At 35.7% G+C, this 25375-nt stretch carries 19 protein-coding genes and 5 tRNA genes; 4 read left to right on the top strand and 20 right to left on the bottom strand.

Translation table 11 applies throughout. From position 1 onward, the window contains the following. A partial coding sequence (locus BKH42_RS05400; RefSeq protein ID WP_219349836.1) for a hypothetical protein occupies positions 1–508 on the top strand: 508 nt, incomplete at its 5' end. A gap of 246 nt (positions 509–754) precedes the next feature. Here the strand turns inward: BKH42_RS05400 and fusA are convergent. The 17 genes from fusA to BKH42_RS05315 all read right to left on the bottom strand — a co-directional run bounded on the left by fusA (position 755) and on the right by BKH42_RS05315 (position 17644). Further along, positions 755–2833 carry an elongation factor G gene (gene fusA, locus BKH42_RS05395; protein WP_095295600.1) on the bottom strand — a complete coding sequence of 693 codons (2079 nt, stop codon included), beginning with the start codon at positions 2831–2833 and terminating at the stop codon, positions 755–757. A 71-nt stretch (positions 2834–2904) separates the two neighbouring features. Then, a complete protein-coding gene (rpsG, locus tag BKH42_RS05390) occupies positions 2905–3372 on the bottom strand; it encodes a 30S ribosomal protein S7 (protein WP_095295599.1) in 468 nt (155 codons plus the stop codon). 12 nt (positions 3373–3384) lie between these two features. Beyond that, positions 3385–3774, bottom strand: coding sequence for a 30S ribosomal protein S12 (gene rpsL / locus BKH42_RS05385; RefSeq protein ID WP_095295598.1), 390 nt, complete (start codon positions 3772–3774; stop codon positions 3385–3387). A gap of 80 nt (positions 3775–3854) precedes the next feature. Beyond that, positions 3855–12512, bottom strand: a complete 8658-nt coding sequence (locus BKH42_RS05380; protein ID WP_095295597.1) for a DNA-directed RNA polymerase subunit beta/beta' — start codon at positions 12510–12512, stop codon at positions 3855–3857. A 160-nt stretch (positions 12513–12672) separates the two neighbouring features. After that, on the bottom strand, positions 12673–13044 hold the full coding sequence (gene rplL / locus BKH42_RS05375; RefSeq protein WP_095295596.1) for a 50S ribosomal protein L7/L12: 372 nt from the start codon (positions 13042–13044) through the stop codon (positions 12673–12675). Positions 13045–13061: 17 nt separating this feature from the next. Beyond that, positions 13062–13544 (bottom strand): 50S ribosomal protein L10, encoded by a 483-nt coding sequence (gene rplJ / locus BKH42_RS05370; RefSeq protein ID WP_095295595.1) that lies wholly within the window; start codon positions 13542–13544, stop codon positions 13062–13064. Positions 13545–13648: 104 nt separating this feature from the next. Then, positions 13649–14353, bottom strand: a complete 705-nt coding sequence (gene rplA, locus BKH42_RS05365) for a 50S ribosomal protein L1 (RefSeq protein ID WP_095295594.1) — start codon at positions 14351–14353, stop codon at positions 13649–13651. 33 nt (positions 14354–14386) lie between these two features. Then, positions 14387–14812, bottom strand: a complete 426-nt coding sequence (gene rplK / locus BKH42_RS05360) for a 50S ribosomal protein L11 (RefSeq protein ID WP_095295593.1) — start codon at positions 14810–14812, stop codon at positions 14387–14389. A gap of 26 nt (positions 14813–14838) precedes the next feature. Further along, the gene (nusG, locus tag BKH42_RS05355) at positions 14839–15372 is read right to left on the bottom strand and encodes a transcription termination/antitermination protein NusG (RefSeq protein ID WP_095295592.1); all 534 of its coding nucleotides are present in this window, start codon (positions 15370–15372) and stop codon (positions 14839–14841) included. A gap of 12 nt (positions 15373–15384) precedes the next feature. Beyond that, positions 15385–15564: a preprotein translocase subunit SecE gene (gene secE / locus BKH42_RS05350; protein WP_095295591.1), complete on the bottom strand. Its 180-nt coding sequence runs from the start codon at positions 15562–15564 to the stop codon at positions 15385–15387. 36 nt (positions 15565–15600) lie between these two features. After that, positions 15601–15676, bottom strand: a tRNA-Trp gene (locus BKH42_RS05345). Positions 15677–15692: 16 nt separating this feature from the next. After that, complete coding sequence (gene rpmG / locus BKH42_RS05340; protein ID WP_095273449.1) at positions 15693–15851, bottom strand: 50S ribosomal protein L33; 159 nt, start codon at positions 15849–15851, stop codon at positions 15693–15695. Positions 15852–15868: 17 nt separating this feature from the next. Further along, entirely contained in the window at positions 15869–17068 is a 1200-nt protein-coding gene (gene tuf / locus BKH42_RS05335) for an elongation factor Tu (protein WP_095295590.1), read from the bottom strand. A gap of 104 nt (positions 17069–17172) precedes the next feature. Continuing rightward, positions 17173–17247: transfer RNA gene (locus BKH42_RS05330), tRNA-Thr, on the bottom strand. Between the two features lie 55 nt (positions 17248–17302). Next, positions 17303–17379, bottom strand: a tRNA-Gly gene (locus BKH42_RS05325). 34 nt (positions 17380–17413) lie between these two features. After that, positions 17414–17498: transfer RNA gene (locus tag BKH42_RS05320), tRNA-Tyr, on the bottom strand. 70 nt (positions 17499–17568) lie between these two features. Beyond that, a tRNA-Thr gene (locus BKH42_RS05315) sits at positions 17569–17644 on the bottom strand. Positions 17645–17876: 232 nt separating this feature from the next. On the opposite strand from BKH42_RS05315, the gene BKH42_RS05310 reads away from it, so the two are divergent. The 3 genes from BKH42_RS05310 to BKH42_RS05300 all read left to right on the top strand — a co-directional run bounded on the left by BKH42_RS05310 (position 17877) and on the right by BKH42_RS05300 (position 21597). Then, complete coding sequence (locus BKH42_RS05310; RefSeq protein WP_095295589.1) at positions 17877–19274, top strand: mannose-1-phosphate guanylyltransferase/mannose-6-phosphate isomerase; 1398 nt, start codon at positions 17877–17879, stop codon at positions 19272–19274. Positions 19275–19480: 206 nt separating this feature from the next. Then, the gene (gmd, locus tag BKH42_RS05305; RefSeq protein ID WP_095295588.1) at positions 19481–20593 is read left to right on the top strand and encodes a GDP-mannose 4,6-dehydratase; all 1113 of its coding nucleotides are present in this window, start codon (positions 19481–19483) and stop codon (positions 20591–20593) included. Positions 20594–20637: 44 nt separating this feature from the next. Continuing rightward, positions 20638–21597 carry a GDP-L-fucose synthase gene (locus BKH42_RS05300; RefSeq protein WP_095295587.1) on the top strand — a complete coding sequence of 320 codons (960 nt, stop codon included), beginning with the start codon at positions 20638–20640 and terminating at the stop codon, positions 21595–21597. Positions 21598–21666: 69 nt separating this feature from the next. On the opposite strand, the gene BKH42_RS05295 is transcribed toward BKH42_RS05300, so the two are convergent. From BKH42_RS05295 to BKH42_RS05285, 3 genes are all read right to left on the bottom strand, one after another. Beyond that, positions 21667–22890, bottom strand: a complete 1224-nt coding sequence (locus BKH42_RS05295) for a hypothetical protein (RefSeq protein WP_095295586.1) — start codon at positions 22888–22890, stop codon at positions 21667–21669. Positions 22891–22965: 75 nt separating this feature from the next. Beyond that, complete coding sequence (locus BKH42_RS05290; protein ID WP_095295585.1) at positions 22966–24162, bottom strand: hypothetical protein; 1197 nt, start codon at positions 24160–24162, stop codon at positions 22966–22968. A 49-nt stretch (positions 24163–24211) separates the two neighbouring features. Then, the gene (locus tag BKH42_RS05285) at positions 24212–25339 is read right to left on the bottom strand and encodes an outer membrane family protein (RefSeq protein ID WP_095295584.1); all 1128 of its coding nucleotides are present in this window, start codon (positions 25337–25339) and stop codon (positions 24212–24214) included. Positions 25340–25375: the final 36 nt, after the last annotated feature.

Below are 25375 nucleotides of genomic sequence, written 5' to 3'. Positions count from 1 at the left end.
GAATTCTGGAAGAATTGCTATGATGGCATCAGAACAAGAAGGAGATGGAGGATTTATCATTGATGTCAATGGCAAGGTAGAGATCTCTAAACCCAAAGAAGCTTATGAAGCTTACAAACAAGAACAAGCAAAGCAATATTCATTCAAACAACAAAACAGTAATGATTTATCTGATGATGACAATTCAAATATAAATGAAAATAACAATCAACCAATGATGGGTAACACTGAAGGGATTGAAGATTCTAATGATCAAACAACTAGCAATAATCAAAACTCAAATTCCCATAAAACCACTGATACATTCACTCCTACTTTCATTCCTCCTTCTATCACTTCAAGTAAGGATCTGCTTATCAATGCAAAAGAACTCATCAATCACTCCATCATCTCTGCTAAAGGAGATCTAAACATACAAGCACATAAGGTAAGCAATATTGGGAGTTTGGAATTACAGAAGGTAGAGGACAGATCTTATATTATGGGCAATATCCAGGTCTCAAAATGAACATTTAAATTATTTTGGAAGAGGCTTTAGTGTTAGTATCAAGTGCAATTTGTATGATTATTTTGGAAGATAAGTGACTTGTATGGCACTATAGTAAAGATACAAATCTAGACATAGAGTTGCACTTCAAATGATACATATATTCAGATTCAATGAAATCTGAATATATTGAAACTCACTAGACAAAGTGAATATAAAAAGAATTTAAACTGTATTACAAAAAACTTACTGTTTCTATAAAAATTATCAACCTTTACGTTTTTCTACAATTTCTTTAGCAATATTAGATGGAACCTCTCCGTAATGATCAAATTCCATTGAATATGTTCCTCTACCTTGTGTAGCAGAACGAAGATCTGTAGAATAACCGAACATTTCTGCTAATGGAACAAAAGCATTCACGATTTTCAGACCCATTCTATCATCCATAGAATTGATTTGCCCTCTTCTTCGATTTAAATCTCCGATGACATCCCCCATATATTCTTCTGGAATCTCAACTTCAACTTTCATCATTGGTTCAAGTAAAACTGGGTTTGCATCTCTGCAAGCATCTTTAAACGCCATAGAACCCGCAATTTTAAATGCCATCTCAGAAGAATCCACATCGTGATAACTACCATCATAAAGAGTTACTTTAAAATCCACAACAGGATAACCTGCCAAAACACCACTTTGCATAGCCTCTTGAATTCCTTTATCAACAGCAGGAATATATTCTTTTGGAATAACTCCACCTGATATTTGATTTGAAAACTCATAACCCTCGCCAGGTTCTCTAGGCTCTAGTTTGATAAATACGTGTCCGTATTGTCCTCTACCACCAGATTGCTTAGCATATTTACATTCTTTATTTATAGATGATCTGATGGTTTCACGGAAAGCAACTTGAGGCTGACCTATCTCAGCTTCTACTTTGAACTCTCTTTTTAAGCGATCAACAATAATTTCAAGATGAAGTTCTCCCATACCACCTATAAGAGTCTGCCCTGTTTCTTCTTGTGTGCTTACTCTAAAGCTTGGATCTTCTTCTGCTAACTTTCCTAAGGCGACACCCATTTTTTCTTGATCAGCCTTCGTCTTTGGTTCTACAGCGATATGAATAACAGGTTCTGGAAATTCCATTCTTTCCAAGATTACAGGAGCTTTATCATCACATAAGGTATCTCCTGTCAAAGTATCCTTGAGTCCAACAAAAGCACAAATCTCTCCAGCATAAACTTCTTTAATGTCTTCTCGTTTATTAGAGTGCATTTTCAACAATCTTCCAACACGCTCTTTTTTACCTTTTGTAGAGTTAAAAACATAGCTTCCTGACTCTAACATTCCACGATAAACACGAACAAAAGTAAGTTGTCCAACAAAAGGATCTGTCATTATCTTAAATGCAAGTCCTGCAAAAGCACCATCATCGGTGGATTGAACGTGAACTTCTTGTTCAGTTTTAGGATCAATCCCCTTGATATCCACAACCTCTGTAGGAGCAGGTAAAAATTCAACGACAGCATCAAGAAGGGTTTGGACTCCTTTATTTTTAAAAGATGATCCACAAAGCATTGGAATAAGGCTCATATTATGACAACCCATCTTGATACCCTTCCTTATTTCTTGAGGACTGAGTTCTTCTCCACCCAAATACTTTTCCATTAAACTTTCATCTTGTTCAGCAGCAGCCTCAATGAGTTTTTCCCGATATTCTTTTGCTTTTGCCATCAAGTCCGCGGGTATCTCTTCAATATCATACTTAGCACCCATTGTTTCATCATTCCAAACAATCGCCCTCATTTCAATGAGATCAACAACACCCTTGAAGGTATCTTCTGCTCCGATTGGAATATTGATAGGAACTGGATTGGCTTTCAATCTTTGTTTGATTTGAGATTCGACATTATAAAAGTTAGCACCAATCCTATCCATCTTATTCACAAACACCATTCTTGGGACACCATATTTATTTGCCTGTCTCCAAACGGTTTCACTTTGCGGTTGAACTCCGCCTACTGAACAAAATACAGCGACAGCACCATCTAAAACTCTCATAGATCTCTCGACTTCAATAGTAAAATCAACGTGTCCAGGAGTATCAATAAGATTTATTTGACAATCTTTCCAATAACAAGTTGTGGCAGCAGATGTGATAGTGATACCCCTCTCTTTTTCTTGTTCCATCCAGTCCATAGTCGCAGCACCATCGTGTACTTCACCTATCTTGTGACTGACGCCTGTATAAAAAAGTATTCTTTCTGAAGTGGTGGTTTTTCCAGCATCAATATGAGCAGCTATACCTATATTCCTGATTCTTTCCAATGGTGTTTTTCTTGCCATTTCTTTCCTTAATTTAGAGATTTAATATGATGAATGAAGTTCTAAGGGGAGAGTGATAAATCACTCCAGAATTACCATCGATAATGAGCAAAAGCTTTATTGGCTTCAGCCATTTTATGAACATCTTCTTTTTTCTTGAATGCAGCACCTTTATCACCAGCAGCATCCATCAATTCGTTTGCTAATCTATCAGTCATCGTTCGTTCGTTTCTTTTTCTTGTTGCTTCAAGTATCCATCGGATTGATAAAGACTGTTGTCTAACAGGTCTAACTTCTACAGGAACTTGATAAGTCGCACCACCTACTCTTCGACTTCTCACTTCAACTAGAGGTTTTACTTTTTCAAGAGCCTTCTCAAATATTTCAATCCCTTTTTCACCACTCTTTTCTTCAATCTTATTGAATGCAGCATAGATAATCTTTTCGGCAATGCTTTTTTTACCATCATACATCATCTTATTGATAAACTTTGTCACAACCTTATTGCCATAAATAGGATCACCCAAAATCTCTCTTGTGGGAGCTTTTCGTCTTCTCATTTAATTCCTTCCTTATTTTTTATCAGAACCAGCTTTAGCTTTTTTCGCACCATACTTACTTCTAGAAACTGTCCTTTTTGCAACACCAGCAGTATCCAAAGCACCCCTAATAATATGATACTTAACACCTGGTAAGTCTTTTACCCTTCCACCTCTAACAAGAACAATAGAGTGCTCTTGGAGGTTGTGACCCTCTCCAGGGATATAGCTAATAACTTCTACCTTACTTGTAAGTCTGACTTTTGCGACTTTTCTCAAAGCAGAGTTAGGTTTTTTAGGTGTTGTAGTATAAACACGAGTACAAACACCTCTCCTTTGCGGACACTCCAATAAAGCTGGAGATTTTGTCTTCTTGATGACTTTTTTTCTTTCTTTTCTTACTAACTGATTGATGGTAGGCACTACTTGATTCCTTTTCTAAATTTAAATAAATGGTGCTATTGTACACCAAAAAATCTTTTATTTATCTTAGATATACAATTTTAATCTTGTATATCTGACTTAACGATAAACTTTTTATTTTTATAAAGTCCAGTTCCAACTGGAATCATTCTTCCTAAAACAACATTTTCTTTTAGGTCTTCTAAAAAGTCTTTTTTCGCAGCGATGCTCGCCTCAGTGAGAACTTTTGTTGTCTCTTGGAATGATGCCGCTGAGATGATACTATCACTTCCTATGGCAGCTCTTGTGATACCCAATAAAATCGGCTCTGCTATCGCAGGTTCTCCACCAAGTCTGATAGTTTTTTCATTTTCGTCTTTAAAATGTCTCTTGCTAATAAGATCGCCTTCGATAAACTTTGTATTTCCGCTATCTACAATTCTGACTTGTCGCAACATTTGAGAGACAATGATTTCTATATGCTTATCAGAAATGCTCACTCCTTGTCTTCTATAAACTTGTTGAACTTCACTAACAATGTATTTATGTAATTCTTTTTCACCACTGATCCTCAAAATATCATGACTTGAAATCACGCCATCTGTCATTGCCTCACCAGCATGAACAAATTCTTCAGCATGGACTAAAATTTGTTTATTTTTATCAACAAGATACTCCGTACTTCTTCCATCATCAGATGTCACAATGATTCTTTCTTTATTTCTAATAGGTTTGCCAAAGCTAACAACTCCATCAATTTCCGAAAGAACTGCGATATCCTTTGGCTTTCTTGCTTCAAATAATTCAGAGACTCTAGGAAGACCTCCTGTAATATCTCTAGATTTAACTGTAGCCTTTGGTGTTTTTGCCAAAATATCTGCAATTTCAACCTTTGAACCCTCCGCAACAGATATAGAAGTTTTGGGGTCAAGGACATATCTTAATACTTCACCTTTTCCACAATCAACTAAAATACTAGGTTTATATCCAGCAGGAATATATTCATTCACAACTAAATTAGTGACACCTGTATTTTCATCTTCTTTTTCTGCAACTGTGACACTTGGAATGATATCTTCAAATTTCACAACTCCAGCTTTATCTGAAATAATTGGGTTGTTATAAGGATCCCAAAGTGCGATGACATTTTTAATATCAGATTCAGGCTCTGCAAGCAATGTTTTTGAATCAACTTCGCTATTATCACTCACCAATATTCTTGAACTTCTTGCTAAATAATGCCTGATAGCTTCTCTGCCATTTTCATCAGCAACGACTGCAAAAATACCTTTTTCCTTTACGATATGCCCTTGCTTGATATCTTTATTTCTCTGTAAATGATCTGCTTCTAACGTGTAGTATTTAACAATACCCTTCTCTTTTGCATAGATTTTTTGAGCAATTGGTGCATTATCATCTACGACAATCTCACTTGCATAAGGAATACGATTTGGGATATTCCAACCATCTTTTATGATATCAACTATGCTTCCACCTGATTTGACACGATGTCCGCTACTATATGGTAAGAATATTTTACCTTCAATCTTGCCGCTAACCCCAGCAAGCTCATTTGGTTTAGCGACATCACCTTTTCTTAAAATAAATTTTGCTTCTTGTTTGTCACTATTGACACTCACAATCACTTCATCATGGACATTATCAATCTTAAGTACCCCATCAAATGGAGCCTTTATTTTAGGTTCTACAACCAATACAGCTGCATTTCTTCTGTTAGCGACGATATTTTTACCTTCTTTGTTCCTATAGGTCTTGAGATTATAATATCTAATAAATCCTTCTTTTTCTGCCAAGATTTCTCTCTCTTCTTGACTTCTAGAAGCAGTTCCTCCTACGTGGAATGTTCTAAGTGTAAGCTGTGTTCCTGGCTCACCAATAGATTGAGCTGCAATAACGCCCACCGCTTCTCCAGGTTTTGACATTTTGCCTTCGCCAAGATTGAGTCCATAACATTTTGCACAAACACCTTTTTGAGCTTTACAAGTAACAGGTGTTCTGATAATGGCTGATTTAACTCCAGATTCTGTGATTTTTTTGGCTTTCTCTTCATCAATAAGAGTTCCCGCACTTAGAAGAATCTCACTTGTGATCGGATCAATAATATCTTCAGCTAATACCCTACCAAAGATTCTTTCTTCTAATGGTTCAATAAGCTCACTACCCACTGTAATGTCAGTGATTTCAATACCTTCGTGGGTTCCACAGTCCTCCATAATAACCTTAACATTCTGAGAAACATCAATAAGCTTTCTTGTTAAATACCCTGCGTTTGCTGTCTTAAGAGCGGTATCAGCAAGACCTTTTCTAGCTCCGTGAGTGGAGTTAAAGTATTCCAAAACATTCAATCCCTCTTTAAAGTTTGAAATAATTGGAGTCTCAATAATAGTACCATCTGGTTTTGCCATCAATCCCCTCATAGCTGAAAGCTGTCTAATCTGAGCGGCAGAACCTCTTGCACCAGAATCTGCCATCATATAAATAGAGTTGAATCCACCTTTATCAGCTTCCACCAAAGCCATCATCTCTTTACTCATCTTATTATTTGTGTCTGTCCAAATATCTATGATTTTATTGTATCTTTCTTGCTCGGTTAATAAACCTTGATCGTATTGAGCTTGAATTTTTTTAACTTCATTTTTTGCTACATCCACAGCTTTTTGTTTGTCCTGAGGAACAATAATATCAGCTGCAGAAATTGAAATTCCCGCTTTGGTTGCGTATTGGAAGCCTAAATTCTTAAGATTATCCAAGAAAGTGGCAGTCATGCCAATACCGCCTTCTTTATAAACATAGTCAATAAGAGCACTAATATCTTTCTTTTTCATTACCTTATTCCATAGATTCACAGGAACAAAATCAGGTAAAATTGATTTTAAAATCAATCTACCTGCGGTTGTATGCAATACCCTACGTTCAATGACGGTACGAATTTTAGCATTAATATCTAGCTCATCTGAATCAATTGCTATCATAATCTCATTGATATTGCCAAATAGTTTATGCTCACCTTTAACTCCATTTCTCTCCAAAGAAAGATAATACAAGCCCAAAACCATATCCTGACTAGGGACGGCTACTGCTTTACCACTAGCAGGCAATAGAATATTCATAGGACTCAACATTAATATTTTACATTCGGCAATAGCCTCCTGAGAAAGAGGAACGTGAACTGCCATTTGATCCCCGTCAAAATCCGCATTGAATGCTGAACAAACAAGTGGGTGAAGCTGAATTGCCTTTCCGTCAATCAATTTGGGGTGGAAAGCCTGTATGGATTGTTTGTGCAATGTTGGGGCACGGTTAAGTAATACTGGATAACCCTCTACAATTTGTTGCAGACATTCCCAAACTTCATTTGTTTTTTGCTCAATCATTTTTCTAGCTTGTTTTAATGTTGTGGCATAGCCCTTTTCTTCAAGTTTTGCCAAAAGATGTGGCTTGAAAAGTTCTAAGGCCATATTCTTGGGCAATCCACACTGATCCATTCTGAGGTTTGGTCCTACAACAATAACGCTTCTTCCTGAAAAATCCACACGTTTTCCAAGAAGATTTTGTCTAAACCTACCTTGTTTGCCTTTGATAATTTCAGAAAGAGATTTTAAAGGTCTTTTGTTTGCACCTTTAACGGCATTTGCGTTTCTTCCATTATCAAACAACGCATCTACTGCCTCTTGAAGCATTCTCTTTTCATTTCTAACGATGATTTCAGGGGCATCTAATTCCATCAATCGTTTCAATCTCTGATTTCTATTGATAACTCTTCGATACAAATCATTCACATCGCTTACAGCAAATTTTCCACCATCAAGTGCAACAAGAGGCCTTAAGTCAGGAGGCAATACAGGCAACACGGTGAGCATCATCCACTCTGGACGATTGCCAGAATTCAAAAAGCTTTCTACTACCTTTAACCTTTTAACAATAGTCTTCTTTTTCGCTTCGGAATTTGTACCTTTTACTTCCTCTCTGAGATTTTGCAGCAACACAGTCAAATCAAGTTGTTCTAATAACTCCTTTACTGCTTCACCGCCCATTTGAGCGATAAATCCTTTATCTTCAAATCTTTGGTAGATATTCTGGTATTGCTCTTCATTTAAGACATCGTACTTCATAACAGGTTTTGTGGATTCATTATCATAAAATGCTTCGCCTGGATCTTTTACGATATATGCTTCATAATAAAGCACTCTTTCTAAATCTTTCATTTTAACACCAAGCAGTGTGCCAATCCTACTTGGAAGTGAGCTTACATACCAAATGTGGGCAACTGGTGTTACAAGTTCAATATGCCCCATTCTAGATCTACGAACTTTAGAACTCGTAACTTCAACTCCACATTTTTCACAAACAATCCCTTTATATCGAGGTTTTTTGTATTTGCCACACAAACACTCATAATCACGAACAGGCCCAAAAATCTTTGTACAAAACAAGCCATCTCGTTCTGGTTTGAGCGTCCTGTAATTTATAGTTTCAGGCTTTTTAACTTCGCCATGACTCCAGGAGTGAATTTTCTCTGGACTTGCCAAAACCAACTGAAAAGAACTGAAATCCTTAGGTCTATCCTCCTCTTTTACAAATATTGGCTTAGGGTTTCCATCTTCATCTGTGTCATCACCAAAAATATTCACATCTAAAGCCAAAGACTGAAGTTCTTTTGTCAGAACATAGAATGTTTCGGGTATTTCAGATTCACCAACATGTTCACCCTTTGTAATTGCTTTATAAGCGTTTTCTCTTCCTTTGACATCATCTGATTTTACAGTAAGCATCTCTTTAAGTGTGTGAGCTGCCCCATAAGCTTCTAGTGCCCATACTTCCATCTCTCCAAATCTTTGCCCACCAAATAAAGCCTTACCTCCAACTGGTTGCTGGGTAACGAGCGAATAAGGTCCTGTGCTTCTTGCGTGAACTTTTTCATCTACAAGGTGATGGAGTTTGAGCATATACATATAGCCGACATTGACTCTCTCTCTCATTTTTTCGCCTGTTTTGCCATCATATAGAGTTATCTTTCCATCAGTGGCAATTTTTGCCATTTCAAATAACTTATTGAATTTTTCTTGAGAAATTCCCTCAAAAACAGGAATGGCAAACTTCACTCCATTGCTCCAATCTCTTGCATAATCAAGCAATTCTTGATCGGAACATTTTTTTAGGACTTCAATAATATCAGGCTCACTTTGATTGACCATTTCTGCTATTTCTAACATTTTGCTTCTAAGGATTTTAACAAAAGCACCTTTTTGCTCTTCTAAAATCTCTAAAAGTTGATGACCAAATTGTTTTCCAATTAGTCCTAAATGGACTTCAAGTATTTGCCCAATATTCATACGGCTAGGAACACCTAAGGGGTTTAAAACAATATCAACAGGTTCCCCATCTGAAGTATAAGGCATATCAACAGCAGGAACAATATTTGAAACAATACCCTTATTCCCGTGTCTTCCAGCCATTTTATCTCCAACTTTTAACTTCCTCTTTGTGGCAATATATATTTTGACTTGCTTAACAACACCGCTTGGGAGGATATCATCTTTTTCTAAAATAGAAAGTTTTTCTTCATGCTCTTCTCCAAGTGTTTTTTTCTGTTCCAAGAAGTTGGTTTTGATTTGTTCATATTGAGCTTGAACGGCTTTTGAATAGCTTTTAATCAAGCTATTGAGTGCAAATCGATTGATATTGGCAATCTCATCTTTAGGAATCATATCCCCTTTTTTGTATTTTTTTTCATTGATGAGTGCATCCGAATCTAATTTTTCTTTAGAAAGCATCAAACTAATTCGAAGCATTTCTTCTCGATTAAGCATTGTAAGTCTATCGTGATGTTCAATATCTAGAACTGCTTTCTCCTCTTCGTAAGCACTGATGGCTCTAGAATCTTTTTCATAACCCTTCTTGGTAAATATTTTCACATCAACAACTGTTCCCTCCAATGAAGGTGGGCAATACAAAGACTTATTGACAACATGTCCTGCTTTTTCTCCAAAGATAGCTCTTAAAAGTCTTTCTTCAGGTGTGGGTTTTACTTCGCCTTTTGGAGAAACCTTTCCAACCAAAATCATCCCACCACTCACGTAAGTTCCAATTTTTACGATACCACTTCCATCTAAATGAGCAATTTCTTCTTCTCTAACATTGGGAATATCTGAAGTTATCTCTTCTATTCCATGTTTGAGTTCTCTTGCCTCAATTTCTTTCTCATAAATATGAATCGAGGTAAAAGCATCTTCTTTGATTACTTTCTCACTCACAACAATCGCATCTTCAAAGTTATAACCATTCCAAGGCATAAATGCAACACGAATATTTTTTCCTAAAGCTAATTCTCCATTATCCATACTAGGACCATCTGCAATTACCTGATCTTTTTGAATCACATCTCCCATTTGAACGATAGGCTTTTGAGTGAAACTAGTATTTTGATTGGTTCGTAGATTTTTTTGTAACGAATATGAATCAATATATGCACCATTTTCATCTTCACCCAAAATATAAATATTTCTAGCATCTACTTTTTCAACAACACCACTTCTATTGGCTTTGATGGCTTCCCAAGAATCTCTAGCAATGATTCTCTCTATACCTGTTCCTACAATAGGTGCATCTGGACGTAATAACGGCACAGCTTGACGTTGCATATTTGATCCCATCAAGGCTCTATTTGCATCATCGTGTTCCAAAAACGGTATCAATGAAGCTGCAACTCCTACAAGCATTCTAGGACTAAGGTCAATCAAAGTAACTTTACCTTTTTCATTGAGCATAATTTCTCCACCAACCCTTGTCTCAATCAAATCTTCAACAATCATGCCCTTATCGTTTATTTTTGCACTCGCTGGAGCAATAATATGTCCATCTTCTTGTGTAGCTGTGAGATATACAATCTCATCAGTCACCTTGCCATTGATAACTTTTTTATAAGGAGCCTCTATAAAGCCTAAATCATTCACTCTGGTGAATGTAGAAAGAGTATTAATCAAACCGATATTTTGACCCTCTGGAGTCTCTATAGGACAAATTCTTCCATAATGAGTAGGATGAACATCTCTTGCTTCAAAACCAACCCTGTCTTTGACTAATCCACCTTCTCCAAGTGCTGAAAGTCTTCTTTTGTGTGTGACTTCAGAAAGTGGATTGGTCTGATCCATAAACTGCGAAAGCTGTCCTCCAGTAAAAAACTCCATAATAGTGCTTGTAATCATCTTCGAGTTAATCAAATCATGTGGCATTATCGTATCAAAAGCACCACTCATTGTTGTTAGTTTATCTCTAATGGCTTTTTGCATCTTAACGAGACCTGTATGAAGCTCATTTGCAAGCAACTCACCAATAGATCTTATTCTTCTATTTCCAAGATGATCTCTATCATCAATCCTACCTTGACCATTCTTGACTTTTACTAAATATTTTACTGTTTCTATTACATCTTCGTGAGTGAGAACTGTCACATAATCAGGAACATTTAAACCAAGTTTATGATTCATCTTCATTCTACCCACTCGGGTCAAATCATATCTTTCTGGTTCAAAAAATAATTGTTTGACAAACTGCTTCGCAACGTCTTTGGTTACAGGTTCTCCGGGTCTCATAACCTTATAAATCCTGATAGCTGCCAAATCATTCTCATCATCTATTTTCTCTGTTTGTTTGAGTAATCTTAAAGACTCGGCATCTGCAACAAATGAATTAATAATCGAGTTATCAAATCCTAAGGCTAAATCATTAGCAATCGTGAATTCTTTAATTTTTGATTCTTTTAATTTCTTAAGTTTGCCCTCGTCAAGTTGTACAAGAGTATTAAGTATGACTTCACCTGTCTTTTTATCCACTACGGACTCTGCTAGATGACGATTTAGTAAAATTTCTGAAGGATATTCAATCCACTCAAGTCCTTTGTCTTGCAATTCCTTAGCTTTCTTAGGAGTAAGTCTTTTTCCTGCTGGAATAACAATATCTCCGTTAGCATCTTTAATATCAAACTCAATTCTACCATCAAAATCACTTGGATTAAAAGGTATAAGATATTTATCTTTCTCAAATCTAACCCTTAAGAGAGGATAAAAAATCTTTACAATATCTTCTCTGCTATATCCCATTGCTCTAAAAAGTATTGTAACAGGAACTTTTCTACGCTTATTAATTCTAACAAATAAAGTATCCTTAGCATCATATTCAAAATAGAGCCAAGAACCTCTATCAGGAATAATTTGTCCTGTATAAATAAGCTTATTCAAAGAAGAACTAGATTCTTCTTCTTTAAAAATAACACCTGGACTTCTATGCAATTGATTTACTACAACTCTCTCAACGCCATTTATAATAAAAGATGTTCGATCGGTCATCAAGGGAATTTCACGAATGAATATACTCTGTTCTTTAATGTCTCTGATGCCTGTTTTTTCTCCTTTTTCATCCTTGTCCCACAAAATGAGTCTGACTTTTATTTTTAGGGGAATTGCATAAGTAATCCCTCTCTCCATCGCTTCCCTGATGGTATATTTTGGTTTTCCAAATTCACATCCAGCATACTCTAAGGTAATTCTATTCTGTGCATCTTGGATAGGAAATATTGATTTAAAAACTTTTTCTATTCCACTTTCTCTATCATCTTTAGGAGACAAAAATGAATCATAACTATCTCGTTGCAGTAATAACAAATTTGGTACTTCCAAACTCTGTGGTAGCTTTGTAAAATCTATTCGTAATCTATTTTTTGTTTTAACTTTTGTTGGCATAACTTTAACCTTCGCTCAGTGGAATTTAAGAAGAGTCAAACACTCCAAATAAGCCTACCTCAATATAGATAGAATCATTTGGAGTGTCTATAAATACAAATAGCCCAAAAAATAGAAAACTCTATTCTTTGGGCAAAAAACTAAACATCGGTGCTCAAAATTATTTGATTTCAACCTTAGCACCAGCTTCCTCAAGTTTTTTCTTGAAGGCTTCAGCATCTTCTTTATTAACACCCTCTTTAATATTGTGAGGTGTATTCTCTGTAGCATCTTTGGCCTCTTTAAGCCCAAGACCAGTAATTTCTCTAACAGCTTTGATAACATTGATTTTATTAGCTCCGCTATCAAGTAAAACAACATTAAACTCTGTTTTCTCTTCTGCGACTGCACCACCAGCAGCAGCTGCACCAGCAACAACAGTGGGAGCTGCACTCACTCCAAACTTCTCTTCAAAGGCTTTAACAAGTTCTGATAATTCAAGAACTGATAGACCTCCAATATAATCCAAAACGTCTTCTTTTGTGATAGCCATAATAATCTCCTTATTTTTTATTCTTGTTCTTTTTGCTTTCTTAGATTATCTAATCCAGTGACAAAATATCTTGCTGGAGCTGTCCAAACAGACAAAAGCATACCAATAAGCTCATCTCTACTAGGCAATTTAGAAATAGCCATAATATGATCTAGCTCGACTTTCTTTCCATCAAAACATCCAGTTTTAATTGCAAACTTATCCTTATTTGACTCACCAAACTTTGCAGCTAACTTTGACAACGCTATTTGATCGTTTCCCCAAAGAAAGATATTGGTATCTTTTAAGTCTAAATCAGGATAATCAGCGTTATTCATAGAAATCTTAGCTAAAGTATTTTTAATCACTTGTACCTTAATATCTTGAGCTCTTGCAGATTTTCTAAGTTCATCCAAACTCTTTACAGTTAGACCCTTATAATAGCAAACAAGCAAAGTAGAAGCATTCTTAAACTCTGAACTTAAATGCTCAACCATTTGAGTTTTTTCGTTTTTGGTCATTTTTCCTCCTTTCTAGACTAGACTTCTACAAGGCGATTTCTCAATTAAGCATGGCCCTTGTTGTCTTCAATCTAAAGATAAAACTACAATCTATCTAGCTTAATCTATTTTACGTCCATAAGTTCTTGAGAATCAATCTTAATAGAAGGTGACATTGTCAATGACAAAACACCACCCCTGATATATTTTCCTTTTGCACTTGCAGGCTTAAGTCGATTGACCATTTTTACCAATTCTAGCATATTTTCTTTAATTTTATCTTCAGCAAAACTCACTTTCCCTATAGGAGCATGAATATTTCCCTTTTTATCAACCCTAAAATTCACCTGACCACTTTTTGCATTCGTTACAGCCTTTGTGACATCCATGGTTACTGTTCCTGTTTTAGGATTTGGCATCAATCCTTTTGGTCCAAGTATTCTACCAACCTTTCCAACAAGTGCCATCATATCAGGTGTAGCTATAACCATATCAAAGTTTAAATTACCATTTTTAATCTCTTCTGCTAAATCATCATCACCAACCACATCCGCTCCAGCCTTTCTAGCTTCATCAGCTTTGAGTCCCTTTGCAAAAACAGCAACTCTTACTTTTTTACCAGTACCATGAGGCAATACAACAGCACCTCTTATCATTTGATCGGCATGTCTTGGGTCAACGCCAAGCTTAAGAGATAATTCAACAGTTTCATCAAACTTCGCAGAAGCTAAAGTTTTAATTGTGCTCACTCCAGTGCTTATATCATACGTGCGATTACTATCGATTTTTGAAAGCAAACCTTGCAATCTTTTGGCTACCTTTTTTTCCATACCATAAACTCCAATCAATTAAATTATTTTAAATCAATCAACAATTTCCACACCCATACTTCTCGCACTACCAGCTACAATTTTTTTAGCCGCATCAAGAGTATTTGCGTTTAAATCTTCCATTTTAAGATTTGCAATCTCTTCAAGCTGTGCTTGAGTGAGTTTAGCAATCTTATTTTTTAAAGGATTATCTGAACCTTTTGAAACATTCGCAGTCTTTTTTATCAAATCCGTTACAGGAGGCTTTTTAGTGATAAAAGTAAAGCTCTTATCCTGATAAATTGTGATAACAACCGGAATATTAAAGCTCCCCATATCCTTTGTTTTCTCATTAAATGCCTTACAAAACTCCATAATATTCACACCTCTTTGACCAAGAGCAGGTCCTACAGGTGGTGAAGGATTCGCCTTACCAGCAGGGATTTGAAGTTTTAATTCACCAACAACTTTCTTTGCCATATCATTTCCTTAAAAATATCTTTATTTTATACTATTTTTTCTACTTGTGAATATAGTATTTCTATAGGAGTATTTCTACCAAAAATAGAAACATTCAACTTGAGTTTTCTATGTTCAATATCGTATTCCTCAACTGTTGCTGTAAAATTCGCAAAAGGTCCTTCTACAATCCTCACCACTTCACCAGAATCAAAAGAGATTTTTGGTTTAGGAGCGGCACGATTTTTCACTTTTTCGAGAATATGATTAATATCAGCTTCTCCTAAGGGGGTCGGTTTTTTACTCTCACCTATAAATCGCGCTACCTTTGGCAAAGATTGTATTTTATGCCAAAGAGCAGTATCCAAATCAACTTTTATAAAAACATAGCCAGGGTACAAACTTTGCTCTGTGACTTTATTTTTAGTTTTTTTAGAAACATCAATGATATCTTCTGTAGGAACAACAATTTCCTTCAATCGATCACCGATTTGACTCTCTTTAACAATATTCTCAATTGCCCTTTTAACAGCCTGCTCACTACCTGAATAAGTCTGTATAGCATACCAATCTAATGACATAAACTCTCCTACTTACAGAATACTAGATACAGAAGCAGACAAAATAAGATCAACCAATGCCAAGAACAAAGTAATAACGGTTACCACAATGACTACCGATATCAAAGCATTCCTTATTTGCTCTTTTGTAGGAAAAATTACCTTCGATAATTCTTCTTTAGCCAATCTATAATATGTAAATATTTTTTTCATAAAATCTCACTTCTAAATTATAGCCCAATTTAAAAATGGCAGGCCAGGAGGGACTCGAACCCCCAACACTCGGTTTTGGAGACCGATGCTCTACCATTAGAGCTACTGACCTATAAGCTAGGAAATTCCTAGCTTTTTAGCTTAACTTCCTTATGGACGGTATGTTTATTAAGCCTAGGGCAGAACTTTTTGAGCTCCAGTTTTTCTGTATTTGTTTTAGCGTTTTTTGTTGTGCTGTAGTTAATATCACCACATTCAGAACATTTTAGCCCTATTTTAACCTTCATTTTATTTCCTAATTATATTATTCAATAATCTTGGTTACAACACCAGCACCAACAGTTCTACCACCTTCTCTGATAGCGAACTTAGTTCCTAGTTCCAAAGCAATAGGGCTTATCAATTCTACATTGATTTTCACATTGTCTCCAGGCATAACCATTTCAACACCTTGTGGCAATCTGATTGCACCAGTCACATCTGTAGTTCTAACATAGAATTGTGGTCTATAGTTATCAAAGAATGGAGTATGTCTACCACCCTCTTCTTTTGAAAGGACATAAATTTCACCCTCAAATTTTTTGTGTGGTGTAATAGAGCCAGGCTTACATAAAACCATACCTCTTTCAACTTCTTCTTTTTTAGTTCCTCTTAAAAGAACACCGACGTTATCACCAGCCTCACCTTTGTCTAGTTCTTTTCTAAACATTTCAACGCCAGTAACAGTAGTTTTCTGAGTATCTCTAATACCAACAATTTCTACTTCATCTCCAACTTTTACAACGCCTCTTTCAATTCTACCTGTAACAACAGTTCCACGGCCAGCGATAGAAAACACATCTTCCACAGGCATCAAGAAAGTCTTATCGGTATCTCTCTCTGGAGTTGGTATATATCTGTCAACTTCAGCCATGAGCTTCAATACTTTCTCTCCCCACTCTCCAACATTTCCAGATTTTGCTTCATCTAGTGCCTTCAAAGCAGATCCAGCTACAATAGGAGTATCATCACCAGGAAATTCATAAGCACTCAAAAGTTCTCTAACTTCCATTTCAACCAAATCAAGTAACTCTTGATCATCGACCATATCTTGTTTATTTAAAAATACTACAATATATGGAACTCCAACTTGTCTAGAAAGAAGTATATGCTCTCTAGTTTGTGGCATAGGACCATCTGCTGCAGATACAACCAAGATAGCTCCATCCATTTGAGCCGCACCTGTGATCATATTTTTAACATAGTCTGCGTGTCCAGGACAATCTACGTGTGCATAATGTCTATTTTCTGTCTCATATTCAATATGAGATGTTGCAATTGTGATACCTCTTTCTTTTTCTTCTGGGGCATTGTCTATATTATCATAGTCTTTCATTTCTGCAAGACCTTTTAGAGACAAAACAGCAGAAATAGCGGCACTTAGAGTAGTTTTACCATGATCTACGTGTCCAATTGTCCCAATATTGACATGGGGTTTATTCTTGACAAATTTTTCCTTCGCCATTGTTTTCTCCTAAAATAAATTTGAGTTTTGATTTTAATAAAAGTGTCCTTATAGTAATGTTAAACAATACTTTAAAAATACAAATATCAAAATCCTAGAAAAACTGGAGCCCATAAGCGGAATTGAACCGCCGACCTCTTCCTTACCAAGGAAGTGCTCTACCCCTGAGCTATATGGGCAAGTTTGGAGCTATAAAAACATTTTAGTTTTAAGAAGTTCAGCTCCCAGTTAAAATGGAGCGGGAAACGGGGCTCGAACCCGCGACCCTCAGCTTGGAAGGCTGATGCTCTAGCCAACTGAGCTATTCCCGCATCTTGCAAACTATAAAGCAGCACTAGATACTAGTGGTGGTGAGACGTGGATTCGAACCACGGAAGACATAGTCAGCAGATTTACAGTCTGCCCTCGTTGGCCACTTGAGTATCTCACCCAATAGCTGAATTATAGTTAATTAACACTGGTCAAACACTGAAATCAGAGAATTCTGTTTAAGGTTTGAATGGAGCTGGTTAAGGGACTTGAACCCCCGACCTGCTGCTTACAAGGCAGCTGCTCTACCAACTGAGCTAAACCAGCGACTTAAATTAAACAACTTGCGATTTATTAAAGCAAGGGCGGAATTATATTAAAATTCCACTCGCTTTGTCAAGTGCTTCATAAAAAATGGGGAAATTAGAAAAGAACTTGATTTGATTATTTTGTTGATAAATTTTCCTGAATTTTAATATATAATTCATAGTTATTTAGATTCAAGCTAATGTTTTAGGACATTTGTAATTATAAATTTAAAATTTAGGATACTGTATTTATGACAATAGCAATACTTTGTGGTGGTTCAGGTACTAGGCTTTGGCCTTTATCTCGATCTTTATTACCAAAACAGTTCGCCCCACTCTTAGAGAATGGTTCGTTTTTTATACAAACCCTCCTTAGGAATCGTCCATTTATTAAATCTCACAATGCGCATTTTCAAATTATAGCAAATGAGACAAATTATTTCCTTGCACAAGATCAATCCAAAGAAGCCGATATTGAAATACAAAATTATATTTTAGAAACACTCGGGAAAAACACCGCTCCAGCTCTTTGCTTGAGTGCATTAGATGTAATATCAAAATACGGAGAAGATGAAATTATTTTAGCTCTACCAAGTGATCATCTCATCAAGGATTTCAAAGCCTATCAACAAGCTATAGAAAAAGCGATAGAATATGCTAAAAATGGTTATCTAGTGACATTTGGAATCAAACCCTCAAACCCCCATACTGGTTATGGCTATATAGAGTGTGAGAAAAATAACAATGTCAGAAACTTTACTGAAAAGCCTGATTTAAAACTTGCTCAGAAATATCTTGAAGATGGTAAGCATTTTTGGAATAGTGGAATGTTTTGTTTTAAGGTCTCTGTATTTTTGAATGAACTCCAAAAGTATTCAAAAGAGGTTTATGACTCTTGTGTTATGGCATATGAAAATTCAGATCACAATGAAATATATACTCGCATAAACCCTAAGCTTTCTGAAAATATTCCTGAAATCAGCATTGATTATGCCCTGATGGAAAAAAGTAAAAAAATCAAATGCGTTGTTGGAGATTTTGCTTGGAATGATGTAGGGAGTTTTGAATCTTTAAATGATGAATGGGTAAAAGATTCTCAAGGAAATGCTTCAAGAAATCAAATTATTGCAAAAGATAGCCAAAATAATTTTATTCTTTCAGATAAATTTGTGGCAACTATTGGCTTAAAAGATATAATTGTGGTAGATACAAACGACTCATTGCTTTTAGCAAAAAAAGGGCAGTCTCAAGCCATAAAAGAAATCGTTGCAGAACTCAAAAAAACTCGGCCTGAATTAACTCAAATCCATACCACAGCTTACAGACCTTGGGGAAACTATAGTGTTCTATTAGAGTCATCTTATTATAAAATCAAACAAATTGTTGTCAAACCTAAATGTCGTCTGAGTTTGCAAAAACATTTTCATCGAAATGAACACTGGATTGTGGTGAGCGGAAGTGCGAACGTTAGAAGTGGGGATAAAGAAATTTTTCTTAAAGCAAACGAATCTACCTATATCCCGATGGGGCAATTGCATCGATTAGAAAATAGAGGAAAAATTGATCTTGTTGTTATTGAAGTGCAAGTTGGTGAATATCTGGGTGAAGATGACATTCTGAGAGTTGAAGATGATTTTCAAAGATGCTAAACCTCAACTAGCAATATTATAGTGGGTGCAGGAGTTTTCAAAAATGCTAGGCTTCAATTAGCAATAGTTTAATTTAATACACAGATATTAAAAGATGGTTTTTCAAAGATCTTAAAGTCCAATTATTAAAAGCATAACAAGTTGGAAGTCTCAAATTTTAAAGTTTGTTGTGTTAAAATTACCCAAACAATCTAGCAAGGATATAGATGAAAGTTGCATTAATTACGGGTATAACAGGACAAGATGGGGCATATTTAGCAGAATTTTTGCTTAAGAAAGGTTATTTAGTTCACGGTATTAAACGTAGAAGCTCATTGTTTAATACCGATAGGATAGATCATCTTTATCAAGATCCCCATATTAAAAATCGTGATTTTATCTTGCATTATGGAGATATGACAGATTCAATGAATCTAACTCGCATTATTCAGGAAGTCCAACCTGATGAAATTTATAATTTAGCTGCTATGAGCCACGTAGCGGTTTCATTTGAAACTCCTGAATACACAGCAAATGCAGATGGTATAGGCACTTTAAGAATACTTGAAGCAGTGAGACTTTTAGGTCTAAAAGAAAAAACAAAAATATACCAAGCTTCTACAAGCGAATTATTTGGCAAAGTTCAAGAGATTCCTCAAAAAGAAAGTACACCATTTTATCCACGTTCTCCCTATGCTTGTGCAAAACTATATGCTTATTGGATCACTGTGAATTATCGAGAAGCTTACAACATATTTGCTAGTAATGGCATTTTATTTAATCACGAAAGCCCCATAAGAGGAGAAACTTTTGTAACTCGAAAAATAACTCGAGGAGTAGCAAAAATAGCACTTGGTCTTCAAGATAAACTTTATCTTGGGAATTTATCTGCAAAAAGAGATTGGGGACATGCCAAAGATTATATAAGAATGATGTGGATGATTCTCCAATCCAAAGAAGCTGAGGACTGGGTTATAGCCACAGGTATCACAACCGAAGTTAGAGAATTCGTAAAATTGGCATTTCAAGAAGTTGGTATTGGTATTGAGTTTCAAGGTGAAGGCATCAATGAAAAAGGTTATGTCACAAAATGTGAAGATAAGGATTTTCAACTCCCTATAGGCAAAGAAGTTATAAACGTGGATGAACGCTATTTTCGCCCAACAGAAGTCGAACTTCTCATAGGGGATGCAAGTAAAGCAAAAAGTAAGCTAGGGTGGATTCCAGAATATGAACTAAAAGATCTCATAAAAGATATGATGTACTCAGATGTCAAACTCGTTCAAAAAGACAAGTATCTCCAACAAGGTGGCTATGAAATTTTAAGCTATTTTGAATAATTTGATACTCTAAGCTCTAAAAAATACTTATATCAAGGATAAAAATGGAATTGGATTCTAAAATTTTTGTAGCAGGTCACAATGGACTAGTTGGATCAGCTATCACAAAAACTCTTTTGTCAAAGGGTTATAATAATCTTGTGTTAAAAACACGATCTGATCTTGATCTGATTGATGCAATAAAAGTAGAAGAATTTTTCAAAAAAGAAAAACCTGAATATGTTTTTTTGGCAGCGGCAAAAGTAGGAGGTATCGTTGCAAATAACACTTATCGTGCAGATTTTATCTATCAGAACCTAATGATTCAAAATAACATTCTTTACAGTGCGCATAAGAACAAAGTGAAAAAGCTACTTTTCTTGGGGTCAAGCTGCATTTATCCCAAGAATGCCACCCAGCCCATGAAAGAAGAATATTTACTCACAGATGCACTTGAGTACACAAACGAACCATATGCTATTGCCAAAATTGCTGGACTTAAAATGTGCGAGGCCTTTAACCTGCAGTATGGTTGTAATTTTATTTCCGTAATGCCAACAAACCTTTATGGTCAAAACGATAATTTTGATCTCAATAATTCTCACGTACTCCCTGCCCTGATAAGAAAATTTTATGAAGCCAAGCTGAATCAATCAAATTCGGTAACCGTATGGGGTAGTGGAAAACCTAGGAGGGAATTTTTACATAGTTCTGATATGGCAGAAGCCTGTATTCATATTATGGAAAATATCGATTTTGCCGATCTGATAGACAACTCTAAAGAAATCCGCAATACACATATCAATATAGGATATGGAAATGATGTGAGTATCTCTGAACTAGCAAATTTGATAAAAGATATTGTGGGTTTTGAAGGACAAATAATTTATGATACTTCTAAACCAGATGGAACCTATCAAAAACTTTTAGATACCTCTAAGCTCAATTTAATGGGTTGGAAACCAAAAATAACACTTAAACAAGGAATCAAAGAAGTATACGAGTGGTACATCAATTATAAATAAAAACACAAAGGAAAACAAAAGATAAAATCCTATCAAGCACTCTTATTAGAGGCTTGATAAGTTAAATTACTAAAAAGATAATTTGGCAAATACAACAGCGTTATTTTGTTGAGCGGTTTTTGATTGGAATCCATTACTCACATAACCTCCACCAATCTGGAGAGCTAGGTTATTTTTTGCTTTGAAAACATTCCAAGAAACAATGGCAGAAAACTCGTTGTAATCGCCATTTGCATAAAGTAAATCAAAATTGATAACCTCACTCTCAAACCCGGCAAAAACATACCAACTACTAGCATCTTGACCAAAATAACTATAGGTGCCAGGAGTCAAGTAAGTTACTCCGTAAAATCGACTTCTGTCATTGATGGTATAGATGCCATTTTTTTTGCCCACAGAATACCATCCAGCACCTACTTTAACCATATCTTTAAATCTAACTTCTTCATCTGCCCAGAATAAAAAAGTATCATCGTTGTTCACACCCAATATATTCTGCCACAAAATCCTACCAGAAGTGATAGATTTGATACTAGCGTCATCTCCAAATTCTAGAGCAACCTTTGTACCTGCTTGAATCATAGAATGGGTATTTGTATTAGTCTCATCATTATTATAATAACCATATCCACCGAGCCAATAATGCACAAATGGATCAATTTTCAAGAAACCTAAATCAACATTAATCCCACCAGCAAGTAAATCATTTTTTCCAATATTAAAATGACTGAAGCTAGAAGAGTATCGATCAAAACTATTTATTTCAGAACCAAATCTATTTGGTTGATAACCGTAAGTAGCATAATCATTTACCCAAGTTACCCAAATACCAAAATACTTACTATCCCACTTAGCAGCCACCCCTTGAGTGTGTCCAGCTATCCAGTCGGATTGTAAAAACTCTGTATCAAAACGACCTACAGCTAACTGTATTTCACCATCATATTTCACATACAAATCAGATAGGTCGCCGTATTTTTTGGTATATCTTGCTTCTGCATATGTGTAACCATCTTCATAATTTTTTGGGCTTCCATAAAACCCATATCCACCCCAACCAGCTGCACCGATATGAAGATTTCCAAATCCCACATCTAAACCTAGTTGAGCTGTCAATCCAGAGTAATCAGCATTTTTATATTCACCATTTGAGTAATCAAATGCTTGATTGCCATTTGAAAAACCTTTGTTAAAAGTCGCCCCAATATGACCAAATGGTTTAAAATCGACCGCGTTGGCACTACTTAAAAGAGCTCCTGCTAACACAAATGAACTAAAAACTTTATTCCTCATTTCATATCCTTCAAATCGAATTTTTTATTTTAGAAGACACTACCTAAATCGTCAAGACAAGATCTTTTTTTAGCCCTAGTAAGAAAACTTTCCAAAAAATATCAATGAGCTATTCCCGATAGTATTAGCAACTTTTGAAGAATATGCATACACATATCCAGCACCAGCATTAAATTTCATATTTTTATGTTGCCAAACTTTATAGTCTGCCACTAGTGAATATTCCTGATAGTTTCCAAATGCTACCATTGCATCTAATCTCACCCTATTGACCTCTAAACCACCAAAAATGTAACCTGTCAAAGTATTGTAAGCAAAATAATTTGCTGGAACACCTGGAGAGTTAATACCTCTACCATAAAATCTTGTTCTATCGCTGAAGGTATAAAGAGAGCCTTTTTTGTCCGCTCCTATAACGGCATAAAAACCTGCTCCGAAATTAAACATCTTGTATTTAAGAGCTTCATCAATCCAAATAAGTCCAGATGCATCATCTCCAGCTAGTCCATCTGTATCTCCATATTGAAACATGCCTCTTAGAAGTGTCGTAGAGTAAAAGCCACTACCTATACTTGTAGCATAACCAGCCTTAGCACCGACTTGAACAAGTACGCCCTTTGTTTTTGTTGGTAATTGAGTGTCAATGAGTACAAAAGGAGAAATTCTGAATGCCTTATAAGTATAATCCACTCCAGCGGCAATGACTTCACCACCAACATAGCTATTTTTTTTACCCCCTGTGTTGTAGGCCGCAAGAGAGTTCAGTTCTGTAGCGATTCTGGCACCTTGCTGTCCGCTATATTGGTAACCATTATAAAGCATTGAATCCATAAAAATTCCCCAATAATTCATTCCTTTATCGTGAATTTTTATTGAAGCACCTTGAATATTTCCTGCTATCCAATCAAACTCAGCAAAATCTGTATTGTATCTTCCAAGTGCAAATTTTAATTTATCTGTGTTATACTTGATGAAAGCATCTGAAATGTCACCTGTATTGACATATGGCTTATTTGAACCTGGAGTTAAATCATTGTTAAATACGCTCCATGCTCCAATTGCACCAAGGCCTAAACTCCAATTATTATCTAGTAAAAAATTTGCTCCAGCTCTCGCACTCAATCCAATATAACTACTAGGACTAGACTCAATACCTTGATTATATAGAGCACCTAGATATCCATAAGGATCAACTGTAACTTCTAATGCATTTAACTGACTTGCACCAAAAAAAGCACAAGAAAGTACCGAACCTAAAATAAACTTTTTCATAAAACTCTCCTACAATATTTAAAATATATAGCAATTATAATACACGAAACTAAAATTTATACTGAATAAAGCCCCTGCCCATAATATAGTTTTTACTCTCATTAAAATACCCTATGGCCTCAGTTTGATTAGATACGCCCAATAAACTTATTCCCAAATCAACTCCTTTTAGAGGATTAAAATTGACTTTTGCCTCCCAATTCAGAATATTTTTTCCATTGATAAAAGTCCCCCTCAATGCTCCATAAACTTTTGCATAATCTGTGATATTTGCACTAGCAAATCCATAAAAAGTAGTCGAATTTCCATAGAACATACCAACTGTGCGTTCAAATGGGGTATGTTCTCCAAAAGCATCTATTCTATTCGCACCTTCTCCTCCTCCAACCGTACTAAGCCCAAGACCAACTTGTGTTTTTCCTAATCCTATAAGTCCTTCTAGCCACACCAAACCACTTGATCCTGAAGTTCCATAATATTTTTTATCAGCAACATAAGATAACAAATAGATATGACTGTCAAAATAAATGCCCGATTTGAGTGGTAAATGCAAATCTACATCAATTCCAGGGGAAATAAATACACCAGGTGCAAAATATAGATAAGGTTTGATTTTCACAGGAGCATTAGGAACTTGAATATCTGCTTGAAATAAAATCGACCCAGCCCAATCGTACATTTTTCTAAAACCACTCAAATAATAATTTTCAACATACGCATTCCGAAATGCCCACACAAATCGCAATGAAATATTATCTAGCTTATCATAACTCATACTCAAACCCTCGGTATTATGGGTTATCCATTGTTCGTTTATTTGATATCGACCTATTGTTAATTTGAATTTCTCGTATTGATTGTAAAAATCCCCATAAATTTTCGTGAATACAAATAGTTCCTGTGCTCTATCAAAATCTCCAGTTGCACCCTGATAAAGACGAGGAACAAGCCAAGTCTCAGCTCCAATTTCATAACCCATAAATCTTTGAGTTTTATAAGACAAGGACATATTTATATCCCCATATGTAGGGTCTTTTTTGCTTGATTGCTGAAAAAAAGCTCCTATATGCCCGTTTATAACACCTTTCATCAGAGCATCTTGGGGGCTCTTTGCATTATCTGCAAGTGCAACACCTCCATATATAAACGAACAGCACAAAACAAGCTTCCTTAGCATCTGTATCCTTTTTCAATTCTTCAGCGAGTTCATATA

This window comes from Helicobacter sp. 13S00482-2 (assembly GCF_002272795.1).
GTDB lineage: Bacteria > Campylobacterota > Campylobacteria > Campylobacterales > Helicobacteraceae > Helicobacter_J.
The sequence above is the reverse complement of the archived record's forward strand: the minus strand, read 5'-3'. Positions and strand labels throughout refer to the sequence as shown.